At 53.9% G+C, this 20,328-nt stretch carries 20 protein-coding genes; 8 read left to right on the top strand and 12 right to left on the bottom strand.

Annotated features, from left to right (window positions below):
• Nucleotides 1-12 precede the first annotated feature (12 nt).
• The 11 genes from MUG06_RS17230 to MUG06_RS17180 form a co-directional block, all read right to left on the bottom strand.
• Complete coding sequence (locus MUG06_RS17230; protein WP_243079382.1) at nucleotides 13-354, bottom strand: YebG family protein; 342 nt, start codon at nucleotides 352-354, stop codon at nucleotides 13-15.
• Nucleotides 355-557: 203 nt separating this feature from the next.
• Nucleotides 558-1,352, bottom strand: coding sequence for an SIR2 family protein (locus MUG06_RS17225; RefSeq protein ID WP_215848430.1), 795 nt, complete (start codon nucleotides 1,350-1,352; stop codon nucleotides 558-560).
• Nucleotides 1,349-1,909 (bottom strand): non-canonical purine NTP pyrophosphatase, encoded by a 561-nt coding sequence (locus tag MUG06_RS17220; protein ID WP_215848431.1) that lies wholly within the window; start codon nucleotides 1,907-1,909, stop codon nucleotides 1,349-1,351. Before MUG06_RS17220 ends, MUG06_RS17225 begins: the two co-directional genes overlap by 4 nt.
• A gap of 125 nt (nucleotides 1,910-2,034) precedes the next feature.
• Entirely contained in the window at nucleotides 2,035-2,940 is a 906-nt protein-coding gene (locus MUG06_RS17215) for an ABC transporter substrate-binding protein (protein WP_215848432.1), read from the bottom strand.
• 18 nt (nucleotides 2,941-2,958) lie between these two features.
• On the bottom strand, nucleotides 2,959-3,753 hold the full coding sequence (locus tag MUG06_RS17210; protein ID WP_243079381.1) for an amino acid ABC transporter ATP-binding protein: 795 nt from the start codon (nucleotides 3,751-3,753) through the stop codon (nucleotides 2,959-2,961).
• Complete coding sequence (locus MUG06_RS17205; protein ID WP_243079380.1) at nucleotides 3,737-4,663, bottom strand: amino acid ABC transporter permease; 927 nt, start codon at nucleotides 4,661-4,663, stop codon at nucleotides 3,737-3,739. Before MUG06_RS17205 ends, MUG06_RS17210 begins: the two co-directional genes overlap by 17 nt.
• Before the next feature lie 9 nt (nucleotides 4,664-4,672).
• A complete protein-coding gene (locus MUG06_RS17200) occupies nucleotides 4,673-5,185 on the bottom strand; it encodes a GNAT family N-acetyltransferase (RefSeq protein ID WP_243079379.1) in 513 nt (170 codons plus the stop codon).
• Between the two features lie 9 nt (nucleotides 5,186-5,194).
• On the bottom strand, nucleotides 5,195-6,136 hold the full coding sequence (locus MUG06_RS17195; protein WP_215848433.1) for an ABC transporter substrate-binding protein: 942 nt from the start codon (nucleotides 6,134-6,136) through the stop codon (nucleotides 5,195-5,197).
• A gap of 11 nt (nucleotides 6,137-6,147) precedes the next feature.
• Entirely contained in the window at nucleotides 6,148-7,461 is a 1,314-nt protein-coding gene (locus tag MUG06_RS17190) for an LLM class flavin-dependent oxidoreductase (protein ID WP_243079378.1), read from the bottom strand.
• Nucleotides 7,462-7,541: 80 nt separating this feature from the next.
• Nucleotides 7,542-8,696, bottom strand: coding sequence for an amidohydrolase (locus MUG06_RS17185; RefSeq protein ID WP_215848435.1), 1,155 nt, complete (start codon nucleotides 8,694-8,696; stop codon nucleotides 7,542-7,544).
• 26 nt (nucleotides 8,697-8,722) lie between these two features.
• Nucleotides 8,723-9,727 (bottom strand): MsnO8 family LLM class oxidoreductase, encoded by a 1,005-nt coding sequence (locus tag MUG06_RS17180; RefSeq protein ID WP_243079377.1) that lies wholly within the window; start codon nucleotides 9,725-9,727, stop codon nucleotides 8,723-8,725.
• Between the two features lie 418 nt (nucleotides 9,728-10,145).
• Here MUG06_RS17180 and MUG06_RS17175 point away from each other — a divergent pair, with 418 nt between their 5' ends.
• Genes MUG06_RS17175 through MUG06_RS17140 form a run of 8 tightly spaced genes read left to right on the top strand, consistent with a single transcriptional unit; the run spans nucleotide 10,146 to nucleotide 19,351 of the window.
• The gene (locus MUG06_RS17175) at nucleotides 10,146-11,780 is read left to right on the top strand and encodes a TIGR04028 family ABC transporter substrate-binding protein (protein ID WP_243079376.1); all 1,635 of its coding nucleotides are present in this window, start codon (nucleotides 10,146-10,148) and stop codon (nucleotides 11,778-11,780) included.
• Between the two features lie 13 nt (nucleotides 11,781-11,793).
• The gene (locus MUG06_RS17170; RefSeq protein ID WP_243079439.1) at nucleotides 11,794-12,735 is read left to right on the top strand and encodes an ABC transporter permease; all 942 of its coding nucleotides are present in this window, start codon (nucleotides 11,794-11,796) and stop codon (nucleotides 12,733-12,735) included.
• Nucleotides 12,732-13,586, top strand: coding sequence for an ABC transporter permease (locus MUG06_RS17165; RefSeq protein WP_243079375.1), 855 nt, complete (start codon nucleotides 12,732-12,734; stop codon nucleotides 13,584-13,586). The genes MUG06_RS17170 and MUG06_RS17165 overlap by 4 nt, the downstream gene beginning before the upstream one ends.
• Entirely contained in the window at nucleotides 13,583-15,190 is a 1,608-nt protein-coding gene (locus MUG06_RS17160; protein ID WP_243079374.1) for an ABC transporter ATP-binding protein, read from the top strand. The genes MUG06_RS17165 and MUG06_RS17160 overlap by 4 nt, the downstream gene beginning before the upstream one ends.
• The gene (locus tag MUG06_RS17155) at nucleotides 15,187-16,176 is read left to right on the top strand and encodes a putative FMN-dependent luciferase-like monooxygenase (RefSeq protein ID WP_243079373.1); all 990 of its coding nucleotides are present in this window, start codon (nucleotides 15,187-15,189) and stop codon (nucleotides 16,174-16,176) included. Before MUG06_RS17160 ends, MUG06_RS17155 begins: the two co-directional genes overlap by 4 nt.
• A gap of 21 nt (nucleotides 16,177-16,197) precedes the next feature.
• A complete protein-coding gene (locus tag MUG06_RS17150) occupies nucleotides 16,198-17,301 on the top strand; it encodes an alkylhydroperoxidase domain protein (RefSeq protein ID WP_243079372.1) in 1,104 nt (367 codons plus the stop codon).
• Between the two features lie 2 nt (nucleotides 17,302-17,303).
• Nucleotides 17,304-18,482 (top strand): amidohydrolase, encoded by a 1,179-nt coding sequence (locus MUG06_RS17145; RefSeq protein ID WP_243079371.1) that lies wholly within the window; start codon nucleotides 17,304-17,306, stop codon nucleotides 18,480-18,482.
• 20 nt (nucleotides 18,483-18,502) lie between these two features.
• On the top strand, nucleotides 18,503-19,351 hold the full coding sequence (locus MUG06_RS17140) for a VOC family protein (RefSeq protein WP_215848442.1): 849 nt from the start codon (nucleotides 18,503-18,505) through the stop codon (nucleotides 19,349-19,351).
• A gap of 30 nt (nucleotides 19,352-19,381) precedes the next feature.
• Here MUG06_RS17140 and MUG06_RS17135 read toward each other — a convergent pair whose 3' ends face one another.
• Nucleotides 19,382-20,188, bottom strand: a complete 807-nt coding sequence (locus tag MUG06_RS17135) for an ABC transporter ATP-binding protein (RefSeq protein WP_243079370.1) — start codon at nucleotides 20,186-20,188, stop codon at nucleotides 19,382-19,384.
• Nucleotides 20,189-20,328 lie beyond the last annotated feature (140 nt).

The following is a 20,328-nucleotide window of genomic DNA, read 5'->3' as shown; positions in this document are numbered from 1 at the left end:
GCGTTTCGGTCATCAAGCCGCTTTAACTGCGCGAACTTTTTTGGTGCTGGTTGCTTCTTCAGCAACCTCTTCATGATCATCTTTCTCTGCGACAGTAATGTCTACAGAAGGCGCCGCTTCAGGCAGTTTGCTGGTACGGAGGATATGCTGCACCGCATCTTTTTGCTCAGCAATCAGCAGGCCCAGCGTTTCAGCCTGGGTTTCATCCAGTCCAGGTTGATGCTGCAACAGCCAGTCAGTGAAGGCTTCGGCCATATCGAGCATTTTGTCGTAGGCATCGGCCTCTTTCTTGTTGGCAAACGTCATCTTCTCTTCACCCTTTCTGACGACTACAAATTTTGTTTCGACAGCCATTTTCTTGCCTCTCTGATACTGTGAATATATACAGTATAACACGCCGTTTTTTGTTTTCCACTAGAGAATAACATCTTAAAACGGCACACCCATGCATCTTCTAAAACCCAGGGTGCTCGCCGATTGCGCAATGATGATCAGACGCAGGGTTTATACGATAAAACGCCCTGCATATCACTATAATGGCTGCGCTAATGGAATTTTTAGGCCAATAACGCTTCAAGAAAATCCGCCAACGCTTTGCGCGGATCATCCTCTTCCGACACGATCATCTCAATGCCCCATTGTCCCAACACCTCTTTTGCTACCGGATTGTTGCGATTGGTGAACAAGTAGGATTTAGGCCGCGCGGTCGCCAGGCCGGTGCGGCCCCACATTTTGGTCAGACGATAAAACAGCAGACGAATGTTAAAGTCGCTGATGCTATAGCCAACGAACAATACCGAGTTGCCCATCACGTCGTGCGTCAATTTGATATCCAGCGGGGAATCAAAATAGAGCCGTTCAAAGTAGCTGCTTTCGTCCAGCACAATCGACGTATCATCGTCGAAATCACCATGCAGCTTAATGATGTGGCGCTTATCTTCCGTCAATGAGACTAAATCAGCTGCATTCGCGACCTTAAAATAAGGGACGCCGTGCGCTTCGTGTGCCGCTTCGAGCCAGCGATCGTAATTAGTGGTATAGATACGAGAGAAATTGCCTTGCGTGATCATGGTATGAATTTCGGAAGAACGAACATCAATATCAGGCCGATGCCATTCACGATCCATCCAACTGCGTAACGGGCCCAGCGAGCCTTTTTTCTGCTTGTAATATTCCGCCAGGGAAAGGTGCGTGCCGTAGGTGTTGAATATTTTAGGATCGTAGCCCAACTCGTTGGCGAGATGGGAAATTAACTCATGCCATTCCGGCAAGCCAAGGTTACGTGAGATACCGGCACCAGCAAAAAGAATCAGTTTCCCAGAATCGTAGGCGCGTTTTAATTCAGGTTTCATGCTACTCCCCGCGCAGTTTTTAAAAAGTTGGCGAAGCGATCCAGTGCGATGCGGCGCATGGAAATCTCATTTTTCTTGTCACCCATCTCGGCAAAGGTCTGATCATGCCCCTCGGGAATAAAGACACAATCCCACTGAAAGCCGCGCGTACCCGCAGGTTTGGCCGCGATGGTGCCGCGCAGTTCGCCGGAAAATTGATACATTTTTCGACCGTCACAATAGCCCAGCACGGTTTTCGCCGTGACGCACTGACTATCCAGCCCCTGAACCAGCGCAGTGAAGCGTTCAGCGTCTAAGCGGTTCCAGAAAATGCGTGTCAGACCGGCAGGCAAGCCATTCAGGCCATCAAGATAGAGACCGGTATGCTCCACAAACAGCGGACGCCCAATCAAGGAAAAAGCTTTGGTGAGTTTGTCGCGGATGAGTTCTAACTCATTTTCAGTTTGAATTTCTTCGATGCGGCGGGCAATAGGCAAAACTTCAACACCGACAGGCTCAAGAATTTTGCGTACCTCCGCCAGCTTTTGCTCATTGGCAGAAAGGAATCTGATTTTCATGCTACGTCCAGGTTAAGGTCCTGATGACATTTTTTATGATATTGCCAGGTCAGTTAAGCTGGAAAGTGTAGCGCAAATCGGCAGGCAAAGAGTGGACCGAACAGAAGCATCCTTGCTTCTTTTTATTAATAAACGATTCCCGGCGGGTTCACTGTCGAATGGCTGATCGCTTCATCCTGCTCGCCCCAACGCTGTAATACCTGCTGGTATTGACCACCCGCAATGGTGCCATCCAGCGCCGTTTGTAGGGCATCGGCCAGGCCATTGCCTTTTTTGGTGGTCACAGCGACCCACGCGCGAAACGGCCCGGTGCCAACGATTTTGGTTTGCCCGCGTGAGGCCGCTTTCCAGGCGGCCATGGAATGTGGGCCAAACATCGCATCGGCGCGTCCAGAAAGCAGCAAAAGCGTCGCGGAGGCATCATCCGTTAAATAAATTGGCTGCACCGGCGGCAAACCTTTTGCACGATTTTTCTCATCCCAGCTCAGGAGAATCCGCTCTTGATTCGTACCGGATGCCACAATAATCCGCTTGCCTGCAATCTCTTCCGGCGAGTTGATTGAGGTCACTGAACTGTTAGCTTTCACCACAAAAGCGTGGTTGTCCGCACGGTAGGTGGCGAAATCGAACTTCTTCTTCCGCTCTTCCGTTACGGCAATATTAAACATCGCCACATCGTAGCGCCCAGCGGTAATGCCAAGCGGCCAATCCTCCCAGGAAGCGGGAACCAGCTTGAGTTTTAAGCCAAGGCTGTCCGCCAGTAACCGCGCAATATCAGGATCACTGCCGATGCGGGTCTGATTGTCTGACGCCAACAGCGCCAGCGGCGGTGAATGGGTAGCGGAGGTCGCCACCGTTAACGTGCCCGGCTCGATAAAGTGAAAATTTGCAGGGATCTTTTTAATCGCATCTGGATTCGCAGGCGCGTTAATGGGCGTTTCATTTTTTGACGCGTCTAACTTCTCGGCGGCTCCCGCCGCCTGACTCACCAGCAAAACGGCTAACAACGTTATTGCGCAGAAATTTCGCATGACTGACTCTTCCTGTGATTACAAAACACGTGCGAGGAACCGTTTAGTTCTTTCATGTCGTGGATTATTCAGTACTTGCGTGCTATTGCCCTGTTCTACGATTTTGCCATCAACCATGAACACCACGTTGTCGGCAACTTCACGGGCGAAACCCACTTCGTGCGTCACAATCACCAATGTGGTGCCGGAGCGCGCCAGTTTTTTGATCACGTCGAGCACTTCACCGACGAGTTCAGGATCGAGCGCCGAGGTTGGCTCATCAAACAACATTACGCGTGGGTTCAACATCAAGGCGCGCGCGATAGCAATACGCTGCTGCTGCCCCCCAGAAAGATGGCGCGGCCACGCATCCGCTTTGTGGCGCAACCCAACGATATCCAGCAATTCACCGGCACGCGTGACCGCGTCACGTTTTGTCAGTTGCCGATGCGCAATCGGCGCTTCAATCAGGTTCTCAAGCACGGTGAGATGGGGGAACAAATTGAAGTTTTGGAACACATAACCGACGTTAATACGCTGACGTAAAATCGCGTGCTCTTTCAGTTCATACAGCTTGTCGCCACGCCGCTGATAACCGATATAATCTCCATCAATCTGGATAAAACCCGCATCAACGCGTTCAAGATGGTTGATCGAACGCAGCAACGTTGACTTGCCCGAACCAGATGGCCCCAGAATCACCGTCACCGAGCCCGGTGCCAGTTCCAGCGAAACGTCATCCAGCGCTTTGTGCTTACCAAAACTTTTACTGACGCTGGTGATACTAATAGCGCCTGTGGTATGGACTGAGCGGTAATCAATGGCTTCGGACATGGCTAATTTCCTCAGTTGCGATCACCGGCGCGACGCGATTGCGCCATTGACGCCAGCGTGAAGGTTTTGGTTCGCGGGTTACGCTACGGGCCAGCCAGCGTTCAACGCTGTGCTGAATCACGGACAGCACGGTGGTGATAATCAAATACCAGGCCGCACCGACCATCAGCAACGGAATCACTTCCTGATTGCGGTTGTAGATCATCTGAATGGTGTAAAACAGCTCAGGCATTGCCAGCACGTAAACCATCGCTGTGCCTTTCGCCAGGCTGATGATTTCGTTAAACGCGGTAGGAATAATTGCGCGTAGCGCCTGCGGCAGAATGATGCGGAAAGTACGACGCGTGGCGGATAAACCCAGCGCTGAAGCCGCTTCAACTTGACCATGATCAACCCCCAAAAAACCGCCGCGAATGATCTCAGCGCTGTATGCCGCTTGCACTAGCGTCAGACCAATTACCGCAGCCGGAAACTGCCCCAACACGTTGATGGTCTGGAAGTTGCCCCACGACAGCGCGGTAAAAGGCACGCCAATCGATAAGGTGTCGTAGAGATAGGAGAAGTTGTACAAGATGATCAGCACAACAATCAGCGGCAGCGAGCGAAACAGCCAAATATAACCCCATGCTAAGCTACTCAATAACCAGGATGAGGAGAGTCGCGCCAGCGCCAGCAAACCGCCCAGCATCAAGCTGAAGATCGTGCCGAGTAGTGTTAACAACAGCGTTTGCCCTAAACCATGCAGGATTACCGGATCGAAAAACCAGCGAGCAAAGACGCCCCATTCCCAGCGCGGATTAAACGCCACCGATTGCACCACGCCAGCCAGAATAAACAGGGCGATAATCGCCCCCACGGTACGTGCTGGATAGCGCGCCGGCACCACTTGCAATTGCGGTTCCTTACTCATCGTGCCTCCTTAACTGGCTTGGGCGACGCTTTGAACGTCAATCACTTTAAAAAAACGCAAACGGCCGTCATGCGGCGGCTGCCCATAACGCTCAAGATCGCCGCTGATATCGCATTGAGGTTGATAACCGTGCCCGGTATAAAGCCGCACGGCTTCCGGCTGGCGAAAACCGGTGGTGAGAAAAAGCCGTTGATAACCGGCACGCAAGGCGCGCCGCTCCAGCTCTTTCACCATCACCAAGGCCAAGCCCTGACGGCGCAGATCGCGGCGTGTCCAGATGCGTTTTAGCTCAGCGGTTTGCTCGTCATAGGGTTTATAGGCGCCCATTGCGATGATCTCGCCATCACGCTCCAGCACGATGAAAAGGCCGTGTGGCGGCAGATACCACTCCGTCAGTTCTACCTCTTTCTGCGAGGTGAAGTAATCACCATAGCGCGCAGCATATTCACCAAACAGACCTGCGAGGATCGGCTGCAATTCTGGTGCTTCTGGTGAGACTTCGCGAAAATGTTGCTGGCTCATATCGCCTCCTTAATCGCCTAATCCCGGCGGGTTGATCTCAGAACGATCAATGCGTTCTACGCCTTCACCCCAGCGGTTCAATACTTTTACGTAGTCGCCGTTTTGCATCACACCGTTGAGCGCGGTGCTAACAGGTTCCGCTAAACCGCTGCCTTTTTTCATCGTTACGGCGATATGCGCCGCTTTCGGCCAGCCGCCATCAACGCTGCCTACCAAGCGGGTTTTGCCATTCAACGCCGCTTTCCATGCACCAATTACGTTGGGTCCAAAATAGGCATCAGCGCGACCGGATTGCAGCGCCAGCGTTTGGGCGGCGTCATCTTTGGAGTAAACCGGGGTAAAGGGTTTCAAACCTTTGGCCTGGTTCTCTTTATCCCAGGCCAGGAGAATCGCTTCCTGGTTGGTGCCGGAACCAACAATGATGCGCAGCCCGGCTATATCTTCTGCTTTGCTGAGTGATTTAATCGGGCTGCTGGTTTTTACATAAAAGCCCAGCGAATCTTTACGGTAGGTGGCGAAATCAAATTTCTCTTTGCGATCTTTGGTGACAGTGATGTTAGTGATCGCTGCATCATATTTGCCCGACGCCACGCCTAACGGCCAGTCTTCCCAGGAAGTGGGCACCACGTTGAGCTTCAGACCGAGGCTGTCAGCAACGAGACGGGCGATATCCACTTCGCTGCCCAGCAAGGTTTTATTGTCATCAGAAAAGACCGTTAAGGGCGGCGAATTGAGTGCCGCGACCGCTACGGTAAAGGATCCCGGAACCGCAAAGCGGTGACCCGCCGGAATTTGTGCCACTGCCTGCGCGTTTTTACCGGTGTTGATCGGTGTTTTATTCGCCTCAAGGCTCACGCGCTGTCCGTTGTAATCCACATTGGTATCTTCAGCCCATGCACTACTGCTGGCAGCCAATAGCATCAGGGCGATCACTGTTTTCGTTTTTTGCATAGCGAAGACTCTTATTGTTGTGTGAACTGATTAACGGGTTGTTTCAGGGCAAAACTGTCGCGCAATGTGGTTCCGGGATACTCGCGACGCGATAAACCACGCGCCTGCAAAATCGGCACCACGCGATCAACAAAGCGTTCAAAGGTATCTGGCGTACCGCCGTTGATAATGAAACCGTCGGTGGCGTCGGTTTCAAACCAGAGTTGCAAACCATCAGCGACTTGTTCAGGCGTACCGTGGAACAGCGGGCGCGGGGTAGCCGCTTCCAGCGCAGCCTGACGCAGCGTGTGATTAAACTGACGCGCCTTGCTTTTGATTTCATCGGTGGTGCTGCGGAAGCTGTTTTGTCCGATATCGCCTAATTCAGGGAAAGGTTCATCAAGGGGATATTGCGAGAAGTCGTGATGATCAAAGAAACGACCCAAATAGTTGAGCGCATCTTTAATCGAGACCAGCGCAGCGGTGGTTTGATATTGCTGTTCCACGTCGTCGGCATCGTCGCCAACAATCACGCTAACACCCTGGAAGATGTGCAAGTCTTCCGGTTTACGGCCTTTCTCCACCAGCTGCTGCTTAACGTCGCGATAAAACGCCTGCGCTTCTTCTCGCGTCGGTTGATGAGTAAAAATTGCATCGGCGTGGCTGGAGGCCAGCTTTTTGCCATCTTCAGACGCACCGGCCTGGAAGATAATCGGTCGGCCCTGCGGCGTGCGGCCAATGTTCAGCGGGCCTTGCACCTGAAAGAAATCGCCATGGTGATCCAGCGTATGCAGCTTGCTGGGATCAAAGAACTGGCCGCTCTCTTTGTTACGAACAAACGCATCCTTTTCCCAGGAATCCCACAACCCTTTCACCACCTGCAAATACTCATCGGCAATGCGATAGCGCAGCGCATGTTCCGGGTGCTGGGCGCGTGAGAAGTTCTTAGCAGACCCTTCCAGTGGCGATGTCACCACATTCCAGCCAGCGCGTCCGCCGCTCAAATGATCGAGGCTGGCAAACTGGCGCGCCACGGTAAAGGGTTCGCTGTAGGAGGTCGAAACCGTGCCGACCAGCCCCAAATGTTCCGTCACGCCGGCCAACGCGGACAGCAAGGTTAACGGCTCAAAACGGTTTAAAAAGTGAGGGATCGACTTTTCATTGATGAATAACCCGTCAGCAACAAACAAAAAATCGAGTTTGCCCTGCTCAGCTTTACGCGCAATCTTCTTGGCAAACGCAAGGTTGATGCTGGCATCAGCCTGCGCTGCCGGATGGCGCCACGCTGACATATTGCCTGACGCACCGTGCAAAATCGTACCCAGTCGAAGCTGTCTCGTTGTCATGATCTTCTCTCTGTTTTAGTCGTAGCGAGCCTGGCGAGAGTGCATTTGCCTCGCGTCCAGACGCCATTTAAAAAGGGGGATTAATTCAGAAGGGGTTCACAACATCGTGCGTTGAGATGTTGCAGCGCCTGCTGCGCCAGTTGGGCAAAATAGTGTGCGGCAGGGGCAATTGAGGCTTCATCTGGCGTGAAGGCGGCATGATGTAAACCAAAATCGCTGGCGCTGCCGATACTGACAAATACACCGGGAATTTTTTGCAGATAGTAGGCAAAATCCTCACCAAGCAGGTGCAAATCAGCCGTTTGCACGTGATAGCCGACCTGCGCCGCAATCTCGCTACTGAAGCGCGCCCAATCGGGATCGTTGATCAACACGGGCGGGCCAGGATGCCAACGAAGTGTCGCGTCGGCACCATGGGCTAAGGCGATGCTCTCAACCAACTGACGCAGTCGCTGTTCCAGTTCGGCGCGTACCTGAAGATCGTGAGTACGCGCGGTGCCGCCAAATTCCACCCCGCTCGGCAATACATTCCAGGTTTTACCGCCGTCAATGCGCGTAATGCTCAGCACCACGCTATCGAGCGCATTGAAGCTGCGGCTGGTTAAGGTTTGTAGTGCCTGAATGATCTGACTGGCAACCACAATCGCATCAACGCCTTGCTCAGGGTGCGCAGCATGCGCGCCTTTGCCGTTGACGTGGATAATGAATTTGTCCGCATTGGCATAAAAAGCGCCGCCGCGCGTGGCGAAGGTGCCGGTGGGCAACCCCGGTTCGTTGTGCATGCCAAAAATAGCCTGTACATCCTCTAACACGCCCGCCTTGATGAACTGTTTTGCACCACGGCCAATCTCCTCAGCAGGCTGAAATAAGATGCGCACGCACCCTTTCAGTTGCGCTTCCTGCGCTTTTAATTCCAGTGCTGCGCCCAGCATTACCGCGCTGTGCAGATCGTGCCCGCAGGCATGCATCACGCCAGGATGGCGAGAATGAAAGCTGACACCGCTGGCTTCGTGAATCGGCAATGCATCGATATCGGCACGCAGCGCCACCCGCGTTTCACCGCTGCCAATTTCGGCTACCACACCGCTCTCAAGCGGAAAGTCCAGTAAGCGAATACCCGCACTCTGCAACCATTCACGCAGACGCGCAGTGGTCGCAAATTCCTTTCCGGAGAGTTCCGGCCAGGTGTGCAGTTCGCGTCGCCACGCAATCAACTGTGATTCATTCGGCTTCATGGTTTACCTCCGCTGAATGTCTGCACTCAGGCTTCGACCAGATGGTGCGTCGCCAACAACGCCAGCGACGCATGACGCGCAACGGGTTCGGCAATCGGTGTATCAATAATGAATTCGTCGATGTTGAAGTTCTGATGCAGCGCTTCTAGCTGAGCATGGACTTGAGCCGCGGTGCCTTTAAGCAGCGACGGCGTGCGCGGCTCGATCAGGTAATCGGAAAATCCCCCCTGCCGCACATAACGCTCTGCCTGTTCCAGGCTGCCGACATTCACGCTCGGGCCGTTTTTGACCTGCACGTGATAGTGCTTGAGATCGGACACCAGTAGATCCGCCTCAGCAGGAGAATCCGCCACCACAACCTGCACTGCAACCAAGGCACGTTGCCCCTTACTGAGCGTGAAATAGGTATTCAGCGAATGCTCAAGCAACGGGCGATCGCCATTGATGTGGGCAGCAAAAACAAATTGCCAGCCCAGCTCCGCCGCGAGTTTGGCACTCTCTTCGCTGGCACCCAGCAGAAAGCGATTCGCCGGTCGCGCCGGTTGTGGCGTGGCGCGTAAAACCTCTTCGTCGTCATTTTCATCCTGCGCGCGGGTCTGCAACCAGTTATCAAGCAGGCGCAACTGTTCGGCGAAACTGCCCTTCTCGTCAGCGTGAACGCCCAGTTGCAGCGCATGGGTTGAAAGCGGTAAACCGCCCGGTGCTTTACCCACGCCAAGATCGATGCGTCCCGGCGCCAGTGAAGCCAACAGGTTAAAATTTTCGGCGACTTTATACGGGCTGTAATGTTGCAACATCACGCCGCCTGAGCCCACTCGAATATGTTGCGTCTGCGCGATGATCCAGGCGATCAATACTTCAGGTGAAGGACTCGCCAGGCGATCGGTATTGTGATGCTCGGCCAACCAGAAACGGTGAAAGCCCCAGCTTTCTGCCTGCTGAGCCAGCTGTAATGTGCGCTGTAGCGCGGCGCTGGGCGCTTCTTCCGTTACAACCGGTGATTTATCTAACAGACTCAGTCGATATGACATTCACCCTTTCCTCTTAAATACGATTTGTGGGCTAGTGTGGAGCGGAGGTTATATTTCGTAAAACAACAAATATGAAAATACGAAGTTAAAAAATGGCAATGCAACGTAATGCGCATTGCGTCTTGAAATGAATTCCGAATAAAAAAACAGGCTTAATGCGAAATCTATTTATTAAAGTGTAATCACTCCGCCGTTAATTATTCGCGTTGCGGAAAGGCGGCAAGCCTGTTCATCCCCACCACAGAAAATTCAGGGTAACTGGCATGCACAAGCGCAGCCAACGCCTCTGCGACGTGAAGGATTGAGGGTATTTGTCAATTCCAGATAAGCTTTGACCAATTCGTTGCTTCACCTGATAGCGCCGTCATTCGATGATGATTCCAGCCTGCTAAGGCAATTAATAACAAAGGAATTCAACATGAAGACGTTATTACCGATTTCGCCATTGTCGCGCGCTTTGGCCTTTGCCTTACTCGCCGGGAGTTTTGCCAGCCATGCCGCTGAGACGCCGGTTAAAGGCGGCACGCTGATCTATCTTGAACAGCAGGCGCATACCAATCTTTATCCACCCGCAGGTGGGTTTTATCCCAATGGCGGCATACTGAATCAAATTACCGATAAACTGACCTGGCAGAATCCAAAGACGTTGCAGGTTGAACCCTGGATTGCAGAAAGCTGGACCACCAATGAAAATAAAACCGAATACACCTTTAAATTAAAATCGGGTGTCACCTTTTCTGATGGCACGCCATTAGATGCCAATGCCGTGGCTAAAAACTTCGATACTTACGGATTAGGAAATAAAGCTCAACGCCTGCCGGTTTCAGAGGTGATTAATAATTACGATCGCAGTGAAGTCATTGATCCACTCACGGTGAAGTTTTATTTCAAAAAACCGTCACCGGGCTTTTTACAAGGCACCGCAACCATTGGTTCCGGGCTGGTATCGCTAAGCACGCTGGCGCGTAATTTTGATCAACTGGGTGATGCGCGCAATATCATTGGTTCTGGCCCTTTTGTGGTCAGCGCTGAAAAGTTAGGACGCGAAGTCGATTTAACCGCCCGTAAAGCGTATGACTGGGGCCCGAAAAATGGTCAACAGCAAGGCCCGGCGAATCTCGACGGCATTAAAGTGATCGTCACCCCGGAAGACAGTGTGCGCATTGGTGCATTGCTGGCGGGTCAGGCAGATTTTATTCGTCAGGTACAGGCTTACGATGAGAAGCAGGCCAAAGACCAAAACTTTCCTATTTATGCCGCACCCACGCGTGGGGTAAATGACAGCATCAGTTTCCGTCCAGATAACCCATTGGTCAGCGATATTCGCGTACGTCAGGCGCTGCTGCATGCCACTCACTCGAAACAGGTGGTTGAAACGCTGTTTTCACCAAACTATCCGCAAGCAACATCGGTGATTGCTACCACTGCCGCTGGTTACGTTAATTTGGCTGACAAGCTCACCTTCGATCAGGCAAAAGCCAAAAGTCTGCTGGATGAAGCGGGTTGGAAAGCGGGTGCCGATGGCATTCGTGAAAAACAGGGACAACGTCTGGCGCTGACCGTGTATGAATCGCTGCCGCAGCCGCAGAACAAAGAGGTGCTTCAGCTCATTGCACAGCAGTGGCGTCAGGTTGGCGTGGCGTTAACGGTAAAAGCCGGTGATGCAGGCAGTAAAACCATCGACAGCCTCGACCCGCAGAAAACACCGCTGAATGTCACCGAAGTCGGCCGCGCCGATCCTGATGTGATTAAAAGCAGTTTCTATTTTGCTAACCGCGATGCGCTGCTGCAAAAAGGCGGCTCCAGCGACAAGGTGAAAAACTTCCGTGACGACAAGCTGAATCAACTACTGGTGGATATTTCCGCTGAAGTTGATCCGGCTAAACGCCTGCAATTAACCGGCGACGTGCAGCGCTATTTGCTGGACCAGGCCTACGTGATCCCGGTGTTTGAAGAGCCGCAAGTCTTTGCGGGCGCGCCCTGGTTAAAAGGCGTCAATTTCGAAGCCGTTGGCCGTCCAGCGCTGTATGGCGCATGGCTGGAAAAACATTAAGTTGAGGTGAATGATGCGACGTTATCTGCTGCATCGGGTTGGGCTTGGGCTGCTGGTGTTATGGGCCGCCTTCACCCTCTCTTTCGTGCTGTTGCAAGTGCTGCCGGGCGACGCGATTTTGATTAAATTTCAAAATCCCGATCTTGGCCTCAGCCCACAACAGATCGCGGAGATGCGCGAGGCGTATGGTGCTGACAACCCGTTGTGGCAGCAATATCTGCATACGCTGGTCGCCATGCTGCACGGTGATTTTGGCTATTCCGTGCAGGCGGGCGTGCCGGTCAGCGATCAGCTAACCAGCAATCTGCCCGGCACATTACGCCTGGCGCTGTGTGGCTTTTTGCTGGCGATGGCTCTGGCGTTCGTGCTCGCGGCGTTGTCACGTTTTCCGGCGTTACGCAGCCTGCGCAATCTGTTGCAATCGCTGCCTGCGCTGTTCATTTCAGTGCCAACCTTTTGGCTCGGCATTGCCCTGATTCAGCTGTTCTCTTTCCAGCTGCGTTGGATTCCGGTGATCAATCCGTCGCCGTGGCAGGGCTTGATCCTGCCGATTATCACTGTGGCCATTCCGATTTCGGCTCCTTTGGCACAAATTCTATTACGCAGCATTGACGATGTGGCGACGCGTCCGTTTGTCGCGGTGGCTCGCGCTAAAGGGGCCAGTGAAAGTTATGTGCTGTGGCGCCATGTGTTACGTAACGCCATGCTACCGGTGCTCAACGTGGCCGGTTTGCTGTTAGGCGAGCTGATCGCAGGAGCGCTGATTACTGAAACCGTGTTTGGTCTGGGTGGCTTGGGCCAACTGACGCAGCAGGCTGTGAATAATCAGGATGTGGCAGTATTGCAAGCCGTGGTGATGATTTCAGCGCTGGGATTTGTCGTGATTAACCTGCTGGTCGATCTGCTGATGCCGCTGCTGGATCCCCGGTTACAAACAGTGGGAGGTGCAGCATGAGTCTGGTCGATTACGCCAGCGCACGTCAAAAAACGGCGGCCACACCTCGCAGCAGTTTCTCTGTGCAACCCGGTTTATGGCTGGCCTGGTTAGTAATGATTGCTGCGCTGCTGGCCGCAGTGGCGCCAGGAGTGTTCACTGACTACAGCGCAACCGACGGTGTTGCCGGTGCGCAACGTTTAGCCCCACAACTCGGACACTGGCTCGGCACCGATCAACTCGGACGCGACCTTTATGCACGCATTATCTACGGCGCATCACATTCACTCTCTGCGGCACTGATTGCGGTAGCGATGGGATTGATCGTGGGAACCGCGTTAGGCGTGCTGGCAGGTTCAATCGGCGGCAGAACGGAATCCTGGCTAATGCGCGCTGTGGATGTGCTGCTCTCAATTCCGTCACTTTTATTGTCGTTAAGCGTGTTGATTCTCATGGGTTTCGGCACCTTGCATGCCGCACTGGCAGTCGGCGTTGCGTCTATCGCCAGTTTTTCCCGTCTGGCACGCGGTGAAGTCGTACGCATTCGTCACAGCGAATACGTTGAAGCCGCCTTTGGTAGCGGCGGACGCTTCTCTACGGTGCTGTGGCGTCACATTTTACCTAACGCGCTGACGCCGGTTATCGCCTACGCCGCGTTGCAGTTTGGTCAGGCCATTCTGGCGCTCTCGACGCTGAGCTTTCTCGGTTACGGCACGCCACCGCCCGCGCCTGAGTGGGGATTATTGATTGCCGAAGGTCGAAACTATCTGGCAACCGCATGGTGGCTAACCACCTTTCCCGGCGTGGTGGTGATAGCCGTGGTGCTGTCAGCGAATCGCATCAGCCAGCAACTGTCAGGAGTCCGCCGATGAGCACGTTATTAAAGGTCGACAATCTCAGCCTGAGTTATCGCAGCGCCAACGCCTGGCAACAGGTGGTGCACAACGTCAGCTTTGAACTGAAAGCAGGTGAAATAGTGGCGCTGGTGGGTGAATCAGGGTCGGGCAAAACCACCACCGCGCAGGCGATTATTGGTTTGATGGCGGAAAATGGCCGCCGCGATAACGGCAGGATCTTGCTCAATGATGAGGAGATCAGCCAATGGTCGCAAAAGCGTTTTGATTCGCTGCGCGGCGCGCGCATTAGCCTGGTGCCGCAGGATCCGGGCAATTCCCTGAATCCGGTAAAAACCATTGGCGAACAAGTGGCAGAAATCTTGCGTCTGCATCTCAACCTTAGCCGTTCTCAGCGGCAACAGCGGGTGATTGACCTGCTCACACGGGTGGGATTAAGTCATCCTGAACAGCGTGTTAATCACTATCCGCACCAGCTTTCTGGTGGTATGAAGCAGCGCGTGCTGATCGCTATCGCCCTGGCATTGCAGCCGGACATCATCATTGCCGACGAACCCACCAGCGCTCTGGATGTCACGGTGCAGAAACGCATTCTCGATCTGCTTGATACGCTACGTCGTGAATCGGGCACGGCGGTGTTATTTGTCACCCATGATTTAGCACTGGCCGCCGAACGTGCCGATCGCATTATTGTGTTTCGTCACGGCGAGATTCAGGAAGCGGGCGTAACCGCAGACGTGATCACTACACCGAAGCATCCGTACACGCGGCAATTGCTGACCGATGCCGCACCGCGCCCGCGCCAGCCTTACTCTGCGGCCCGCTTTTCTGCCCCGGCTATTCAGGCAACAGCCATTAATAAAAGCTTTAGGCTGAGCAAACAACAGCGCTTGCAGGCGTTGAATGATGTGACTTTTCAGGTGCAGCGCGGCACCACACATGCATTGGTGGGTGAATCTGGCTCCGGCAAAACCACGCTGGCGCGCATTCTGCTTGGCTTTGAGCAGCCCGACAGCGGCAGCGTGAAGCTGGATGGCATTATCGTCAACGGCATGAAGGGCGAAGCGCTACGCCAGGTGCGGCGAAAAATTCAGTTTGTTTATCAAAACCCGTTTGCCTCACTCGATCCGCGCCAGACGCTGTTTGAGATCATTGAAGAACCGCTGCTCAACTTTGAAAAGCTGAGTCGTGCAGAACGTCGCCTGCGGGTTGAAGCGGTAACTGCACGTGTGGCTTTGCCGCTGGCGTTTTTATCTCGTCGCGCCCGCGAGCTTTCCGGCGGTCAGCGACAGCGTGTCGCACTGGCGCGAGCATTGATATTACAGCCGTCGATTCTGGTGCTTGATGAAGCCACCTCCGCACTGGATGTCACCGTGCAGGCGCAAATTCTGACGCTGTTGCAGCAGCTTCAGGCTGAGCAAGGTTTGACCTATCTGTTTATCACCCACGATTTAATGACAGTGCGGCAAATCGCCGACAGCGTCACGGTATTAAAAGCGGGAGAAGTGGTTGAGCGTGGTGACGTTGTCACGATATTTGAATCACCGCAACACGCCTATACCCAAGAATTGATCGCGGCTATTCCCCCGCTTTACCCGACTCATCAAGAGGAACCTGCATGAATATCGGCTTTTTTACTCGCCTACTGGATAACGTCCCGGCGAAAGAGCGCTATCGGCTGGCGACAGAGCAGATTCAACACGCTGAGCGACTGGGTTTCGACGGAGCGTGGATTGCACAGCACCATTTTCATGAACAGGAAGGCGGCTTGCCGGCACCGCTGCTGTTTTTGGCGCATGTTGCTGCCCATACGCGCTCCATCCGCCTGGGCACCGCGATCATTACGCTGCCAATGGAAAACGCGTTACGCGTAGCGGAAGATGCCGCCGTATTGGATTTGCTGGCCGATGGACGACTGGAAATCGGACTGGGTTCAGGCGGTACGCCAAATTCGTTTTTACCGTTTGGCCTGACGTTTGCCGATCGCAGCGGCGCATTCAACGACAATTTGCACACCCTGATCAGCGCCTGGCGCGGTGATTCGCTAAGCCATCCGGATAACCACCTTTATCCGGCGGCCCCACAACTGGCCGAACGGGTATGGATTGCCACCTTCTCGGTTGAAGGTGCGATTCGTGCCGCCCAGGCGGGACACGGCTTGATGTTATCCCGCACTCAGCCGCGTCCCGCTGGACAACCTGAATTGCCGCTGGACGCCATTCAAAATCCGATTATTGACGCTTATCTGGCGGCGCTTCCAACCCTTGTAGCACCACGCATTCTGGCTTCGCGAACTGCCTTCGTCGCCGATTCCACTGATTATGCGCGGCGCATCGCCGAGCCGGGCATTCGTCAGCAAGCGGCGCACTATCTCGCCAGCGGCCATACGCTGCGTGGCGAAAGTTTCAGCGATTTACTGACGCAGTTTGATGCGCACGTTGGCGACGCCAGTGACGTTCTGGCTTCACTGGCGCAAGACAGCGTTTTGTCGCGCGTTACTGATATTTCGTTTCAGGTGCATTCCGTTGAGCCTTCACACAGCGACACGCTGCGCTCAATCGAACTGATCGCTGAAACCATTGCACCCGCGCTCAAAGCGGCGGGTTAAGCACGCTAACTGGAGAAGAAGATGACTCAACCCAACGATTTACTGGCTGCGCTGGCAGACATCGCTCCCGATTCTGAACTGGCGCAGGCACGTCAAACGCGTGACGCCGCTACACGACATGCGCAAGGCAGTTACGACGTGCTGTTTAGCCAGGCCGATGAAGACTTTACCTTGGCGGAACGGTTCGCAATCGCGGCGCACGTGGCAGAATGGCACGCACAAGCGGGTTTGCAGGCGCATTACCGGCAGCAGGCAGAACCGCTGAGCGATAGCACACGCCATCAGGTTGCCCTGGCCTTTGCAAAGCGCTTGACCTTTGCGCCGGTTGAGGCCAAGCCAGAACATCTTACTGAACTTCAACAAGCTGGCTGGAGTGCACGCGGCATTGTGACGTTGTCACAGTCAATCGCTTTTATCAGCTTTCAAAGCCGTTTATTAGCAGGGTTATTACTGCTCCAGGGCCAGCAGCCAACGAGTGAGGGTCCGGCTGTAGTGGCGGGCCGCTGGCATGATGCGCCGCAGACCGCGAGCGGGAAAACCGCGTTGACCGCCTTTACACAGCACGCGCTGGGATGGGAACCCTGGCTGGCGGCAAAACCGCTGGCCGAGTTTACGCCAGAAGAACACGCCACGCTGGCGCGTTTTGGGCACACGGATTCCGACTATTTCCGCCTGCTGGCGCGCAATCTGCCGCTGCTTGAGCAGCGAACCTTAACCGATAAAGGCATTTTCTATACCGCCGGTGGATTGCCACGTGCCGAACGTGAATTAGCCGCTGCAGTGGTGAGTAAAGTGAACGGCTGCATATTCTGTGCTTCCGTACATGCACGCAAAGCCAGTCAACTCTCGAAAGAGGATGCAGCGGTACAAAAGCTGCTGAATGTTTCACCGGGTGCGGTGTTGTCGCATGGTCAATCTCCACGCTGGGCAGCGGTGATCGGCTTTTCAGCTTCTCTCTCCGTTACGCCACAGCAGGCATCATTGAATCAGATCACCGTGCTACGCGAGCAAGGCCTGGACACGCTGGCTCTGCTCGATCTGATCCAATCCAGCGCCTTCTTCGCCTGGGCCAACCGCCTGATGCTCACACTGGGTGAACCTTTCCTGCCAACGTCTCAAGGATGATCATGACTACGCTTTTAACTGAACAACGTTCTACCTCATTATCAGCACAACAGCTTTCACAACAGCGGGTGCAATGGCGGCGTGAATTACATCAGCATCCTGAGTTGTCCAATCAGGAGTTTGCCACCACAGAACGTATTACGCGCTGGTTGAAGCAAGGTGATATTCGTTTACTGCCGTTTGAGTTGAAAACCGGCGTGGTGGCTGAGATCGGCCAAGGCGAACCGTTAATTGCCCTGCGCGCTGATATTGATGCGCTGCCGATTGAAGAAGTCACCGGACAACCGTGGACATCACAGCAACCTGGCGTTATGCATGCCTGTGGCCACGATCTGCATACTTCAGTGATGCTGGGTGTTGCCCATCAGCTCAAACAGCGCGAGGCCGAATTGCCGGGTCGGGTGCGCATTCTGTTTCAACCGGCTGAAGAGGCGTTTGATGGCGCGAAGCAGCTGATTGACGCAGGCGCACTCGATGGCGTTCAGGCGATCTTTGGCATGCACAACGCACCAGATTTGCCATTGGGTGTATTGCGCACGCGTCCCGGCGCGTTCTATGCCAATGTCGATCGCTTTGTGATCCGCATTCATGGTAAAGGCGCACATGCCGCCCGACCACAGGAAGGCATCGATTCTATTGTGATTGCCAGCCACATTGTCACCGCACTGCAAACGCTGCCGAGTCGTGTATTCAGTTCGTTGGAATCGGTGGTGCTGAGCGTAACGCGCTTTACCGCCGGTAATACCTGGAACGTGCTGCCACAAAGCGTTGAGCTGGAAGGTACCGTGCGCACCCACAACGCTGACATCCGTGCCCAGATCCCGCATAAGATCACCTCTCTGATTCAGGGAATCGCCGGCGGCTTTGGCGCACAGGCTGAGCTGGAGTGGATTGAAGGTCCACCCGCATTAATCAACACACCTGCTTGGGCAGACTTCGCTTTGGCGCTGGCGCAGGAAACCGGTTATCACGCTGAACGCGCTGAATCGCCGCAAATGGGTGGCGAGGACTTTGCTTTTTACCTGCAACAGCTACCTGGCGTTTTTGTCAGTATCGGCAGCGCCAGTGATTTTGGTTTGCACCATCCCGCTTTCGATCCTGATGAATCACTGATCGATGCAGCCGTTAACTATTTTAGTGAGCTGGCGCCGCGTGCTTTGCGGATTGTGGCGCAGCAATGACGAAAAGAAGGAGACGCTTAATGTCTGTACCTGTTCCACAACCCGTTCTGGATCATGTGGTGATCAACGTTGCCGATCAGTTAGATGCGGTGAGTGCACTTTATCGTCGCCTCGGTTTTCAGCTGACTGAACGCGGTCATCACTCGCTGGGTTCAAGTAATCACCTGGCGATATTCGGTGAAAACTACCTTGAGCTGCTGGGTTATGAGCAAGGTAACGCCCAGAAACGTGCCGATCTTTGGCAAGCACCGCCAGGTCTCAGTGGACTGGTGTGGAAAACAGACGATGCAGACAGCGAATTCCTGCATTTACAGCGTCAGGATTTAGACGGTGACGCGCCCGCCTCTTTTCATCGCCCTGTCGACTTACCCGATGGCACGGTTGGTGAGGCACAATTTCGCACCGTTCGCCTGCGCCCGTCGTTAATTCCCAACGGCCGTAGTTTCTTTTGTCAGCATTTGACGCCAGAAAACGTCTGGCAAAAGGAATGGCAGCAACATCCCAACGGCGTGCAGAACATCAGCGAGTTTGTGATCGTAGCGCAGGATCCGGCGCTGGCGGCGCAGGTTTACAGCCATCTGTTTGGTGCCGCACGCATTCTTGCCTGCCCTGAAGGGGCTTTTGTTTTGCGTGCTGGCGCAGCAACAGTTCGCTTCGCCTCGGCAGACTATGCAAAACGTCGCTTTCATTCTTTACCCGAAGATTATGACGGCAGTGCACGCATGGCGGCGCTGGGATTTAAAACAGAGGATTTGGCGAAGGTCAAAGCGGCGTTGCTGCTGGGCGATGTGAATTTCATTGAGGAAGAGGAGGCGATTGTGGTGGAAGCCTCGTCAGGTTTTCACCTGGCGCTGCGCTTTCATCTATAACGTGCAGGGAAGGCTCAGCCTTCCCTGCTTTTAGGCGGCGACGTGCTCACTACCCAGCAGCGAAAGAACCTTGCTACGCAGTGCCACTAATTCTGGATCATCACGGCGACGCGGCCACGGCTGCTTAACCTCAATAATCTCCACTATCTTCGCCGGACGCGGGCTAAACACCACCACGCGGTTAGCCATAAACAGCGCCTCTTCCACATCATGCGTCACCATCAAGGTCGTGAATTGCTGCTCTTGCCACAAATCGACAATCTCCTGCTGCATGCGTAAGCGCGTCAATGAATCCAGCTTGCCAAGCGGTTCGTCCAGAATCAGTAAGCGAGGATGATTGATTAAAGCGCGCGCCAATGCCGCACGCTGCGCCATGCCGCCAGAAAGTTGATGTGGCCAGGCGCGTGCAAACTGACGCAGACCTACGCGATCCAGCATGGCATTGATACGTTCTTCAGCCGCCTGCTTTTTCTCGCCCCGAATTTGCAGTCCTAATCCTACATTGTCGTAAACCGTGCGCCAGGGATAAAGCGTAGGATCTTGAAACACCACGACGCGAGAAGGGTGTGGCGCAGTAATGGCGCGACCTTCTTCTGTCAGTAAGCCACTGGCGGGTTGTTCGAGTCCAGCCAGCAAGCGCAGCAAGGTCGATTTACCGCAGCCGGACGGGCCTAATAGCGCCACAAACTCACCCGCTTTTACCTGCAAGTGAATATTTTCCAATACCGCCAAATCGTTTCTTTCCAGCGTAAAATGGTGGCTGACATTTTCGATATCAATATTAACGCCAGCACTGTTCGCGCCTCTATTAATAGCGTCTACATTCTGTGATGCCATATCATATTCCTCAAGCGGATGACTTTAAAAATGCATTTTAAAAATTAATAACACAAATAACCCGCCGGTAATTATGCTAATAGCAGCATAGCGTTTGCTAATCACTCATAAATAAAAACCGCATTACCTCATACAGGATT

This window comes from Pantoea sp. MQR6, assembly GCF_022761075.1.
In the GTDB taxonomy this organism is placed as follows: Bacteria; Pseudomonadota; Gammaproteobacteria; order Enterobacterales; family Enterobacteriaceae; genus Pantoea; species Pantoea phytostimulans.
The sequence above is the reverse complement of the archived record's forward strand: the minus strand, read 5'-3'. Positions and strand labels throughout refer to the sequence as shown.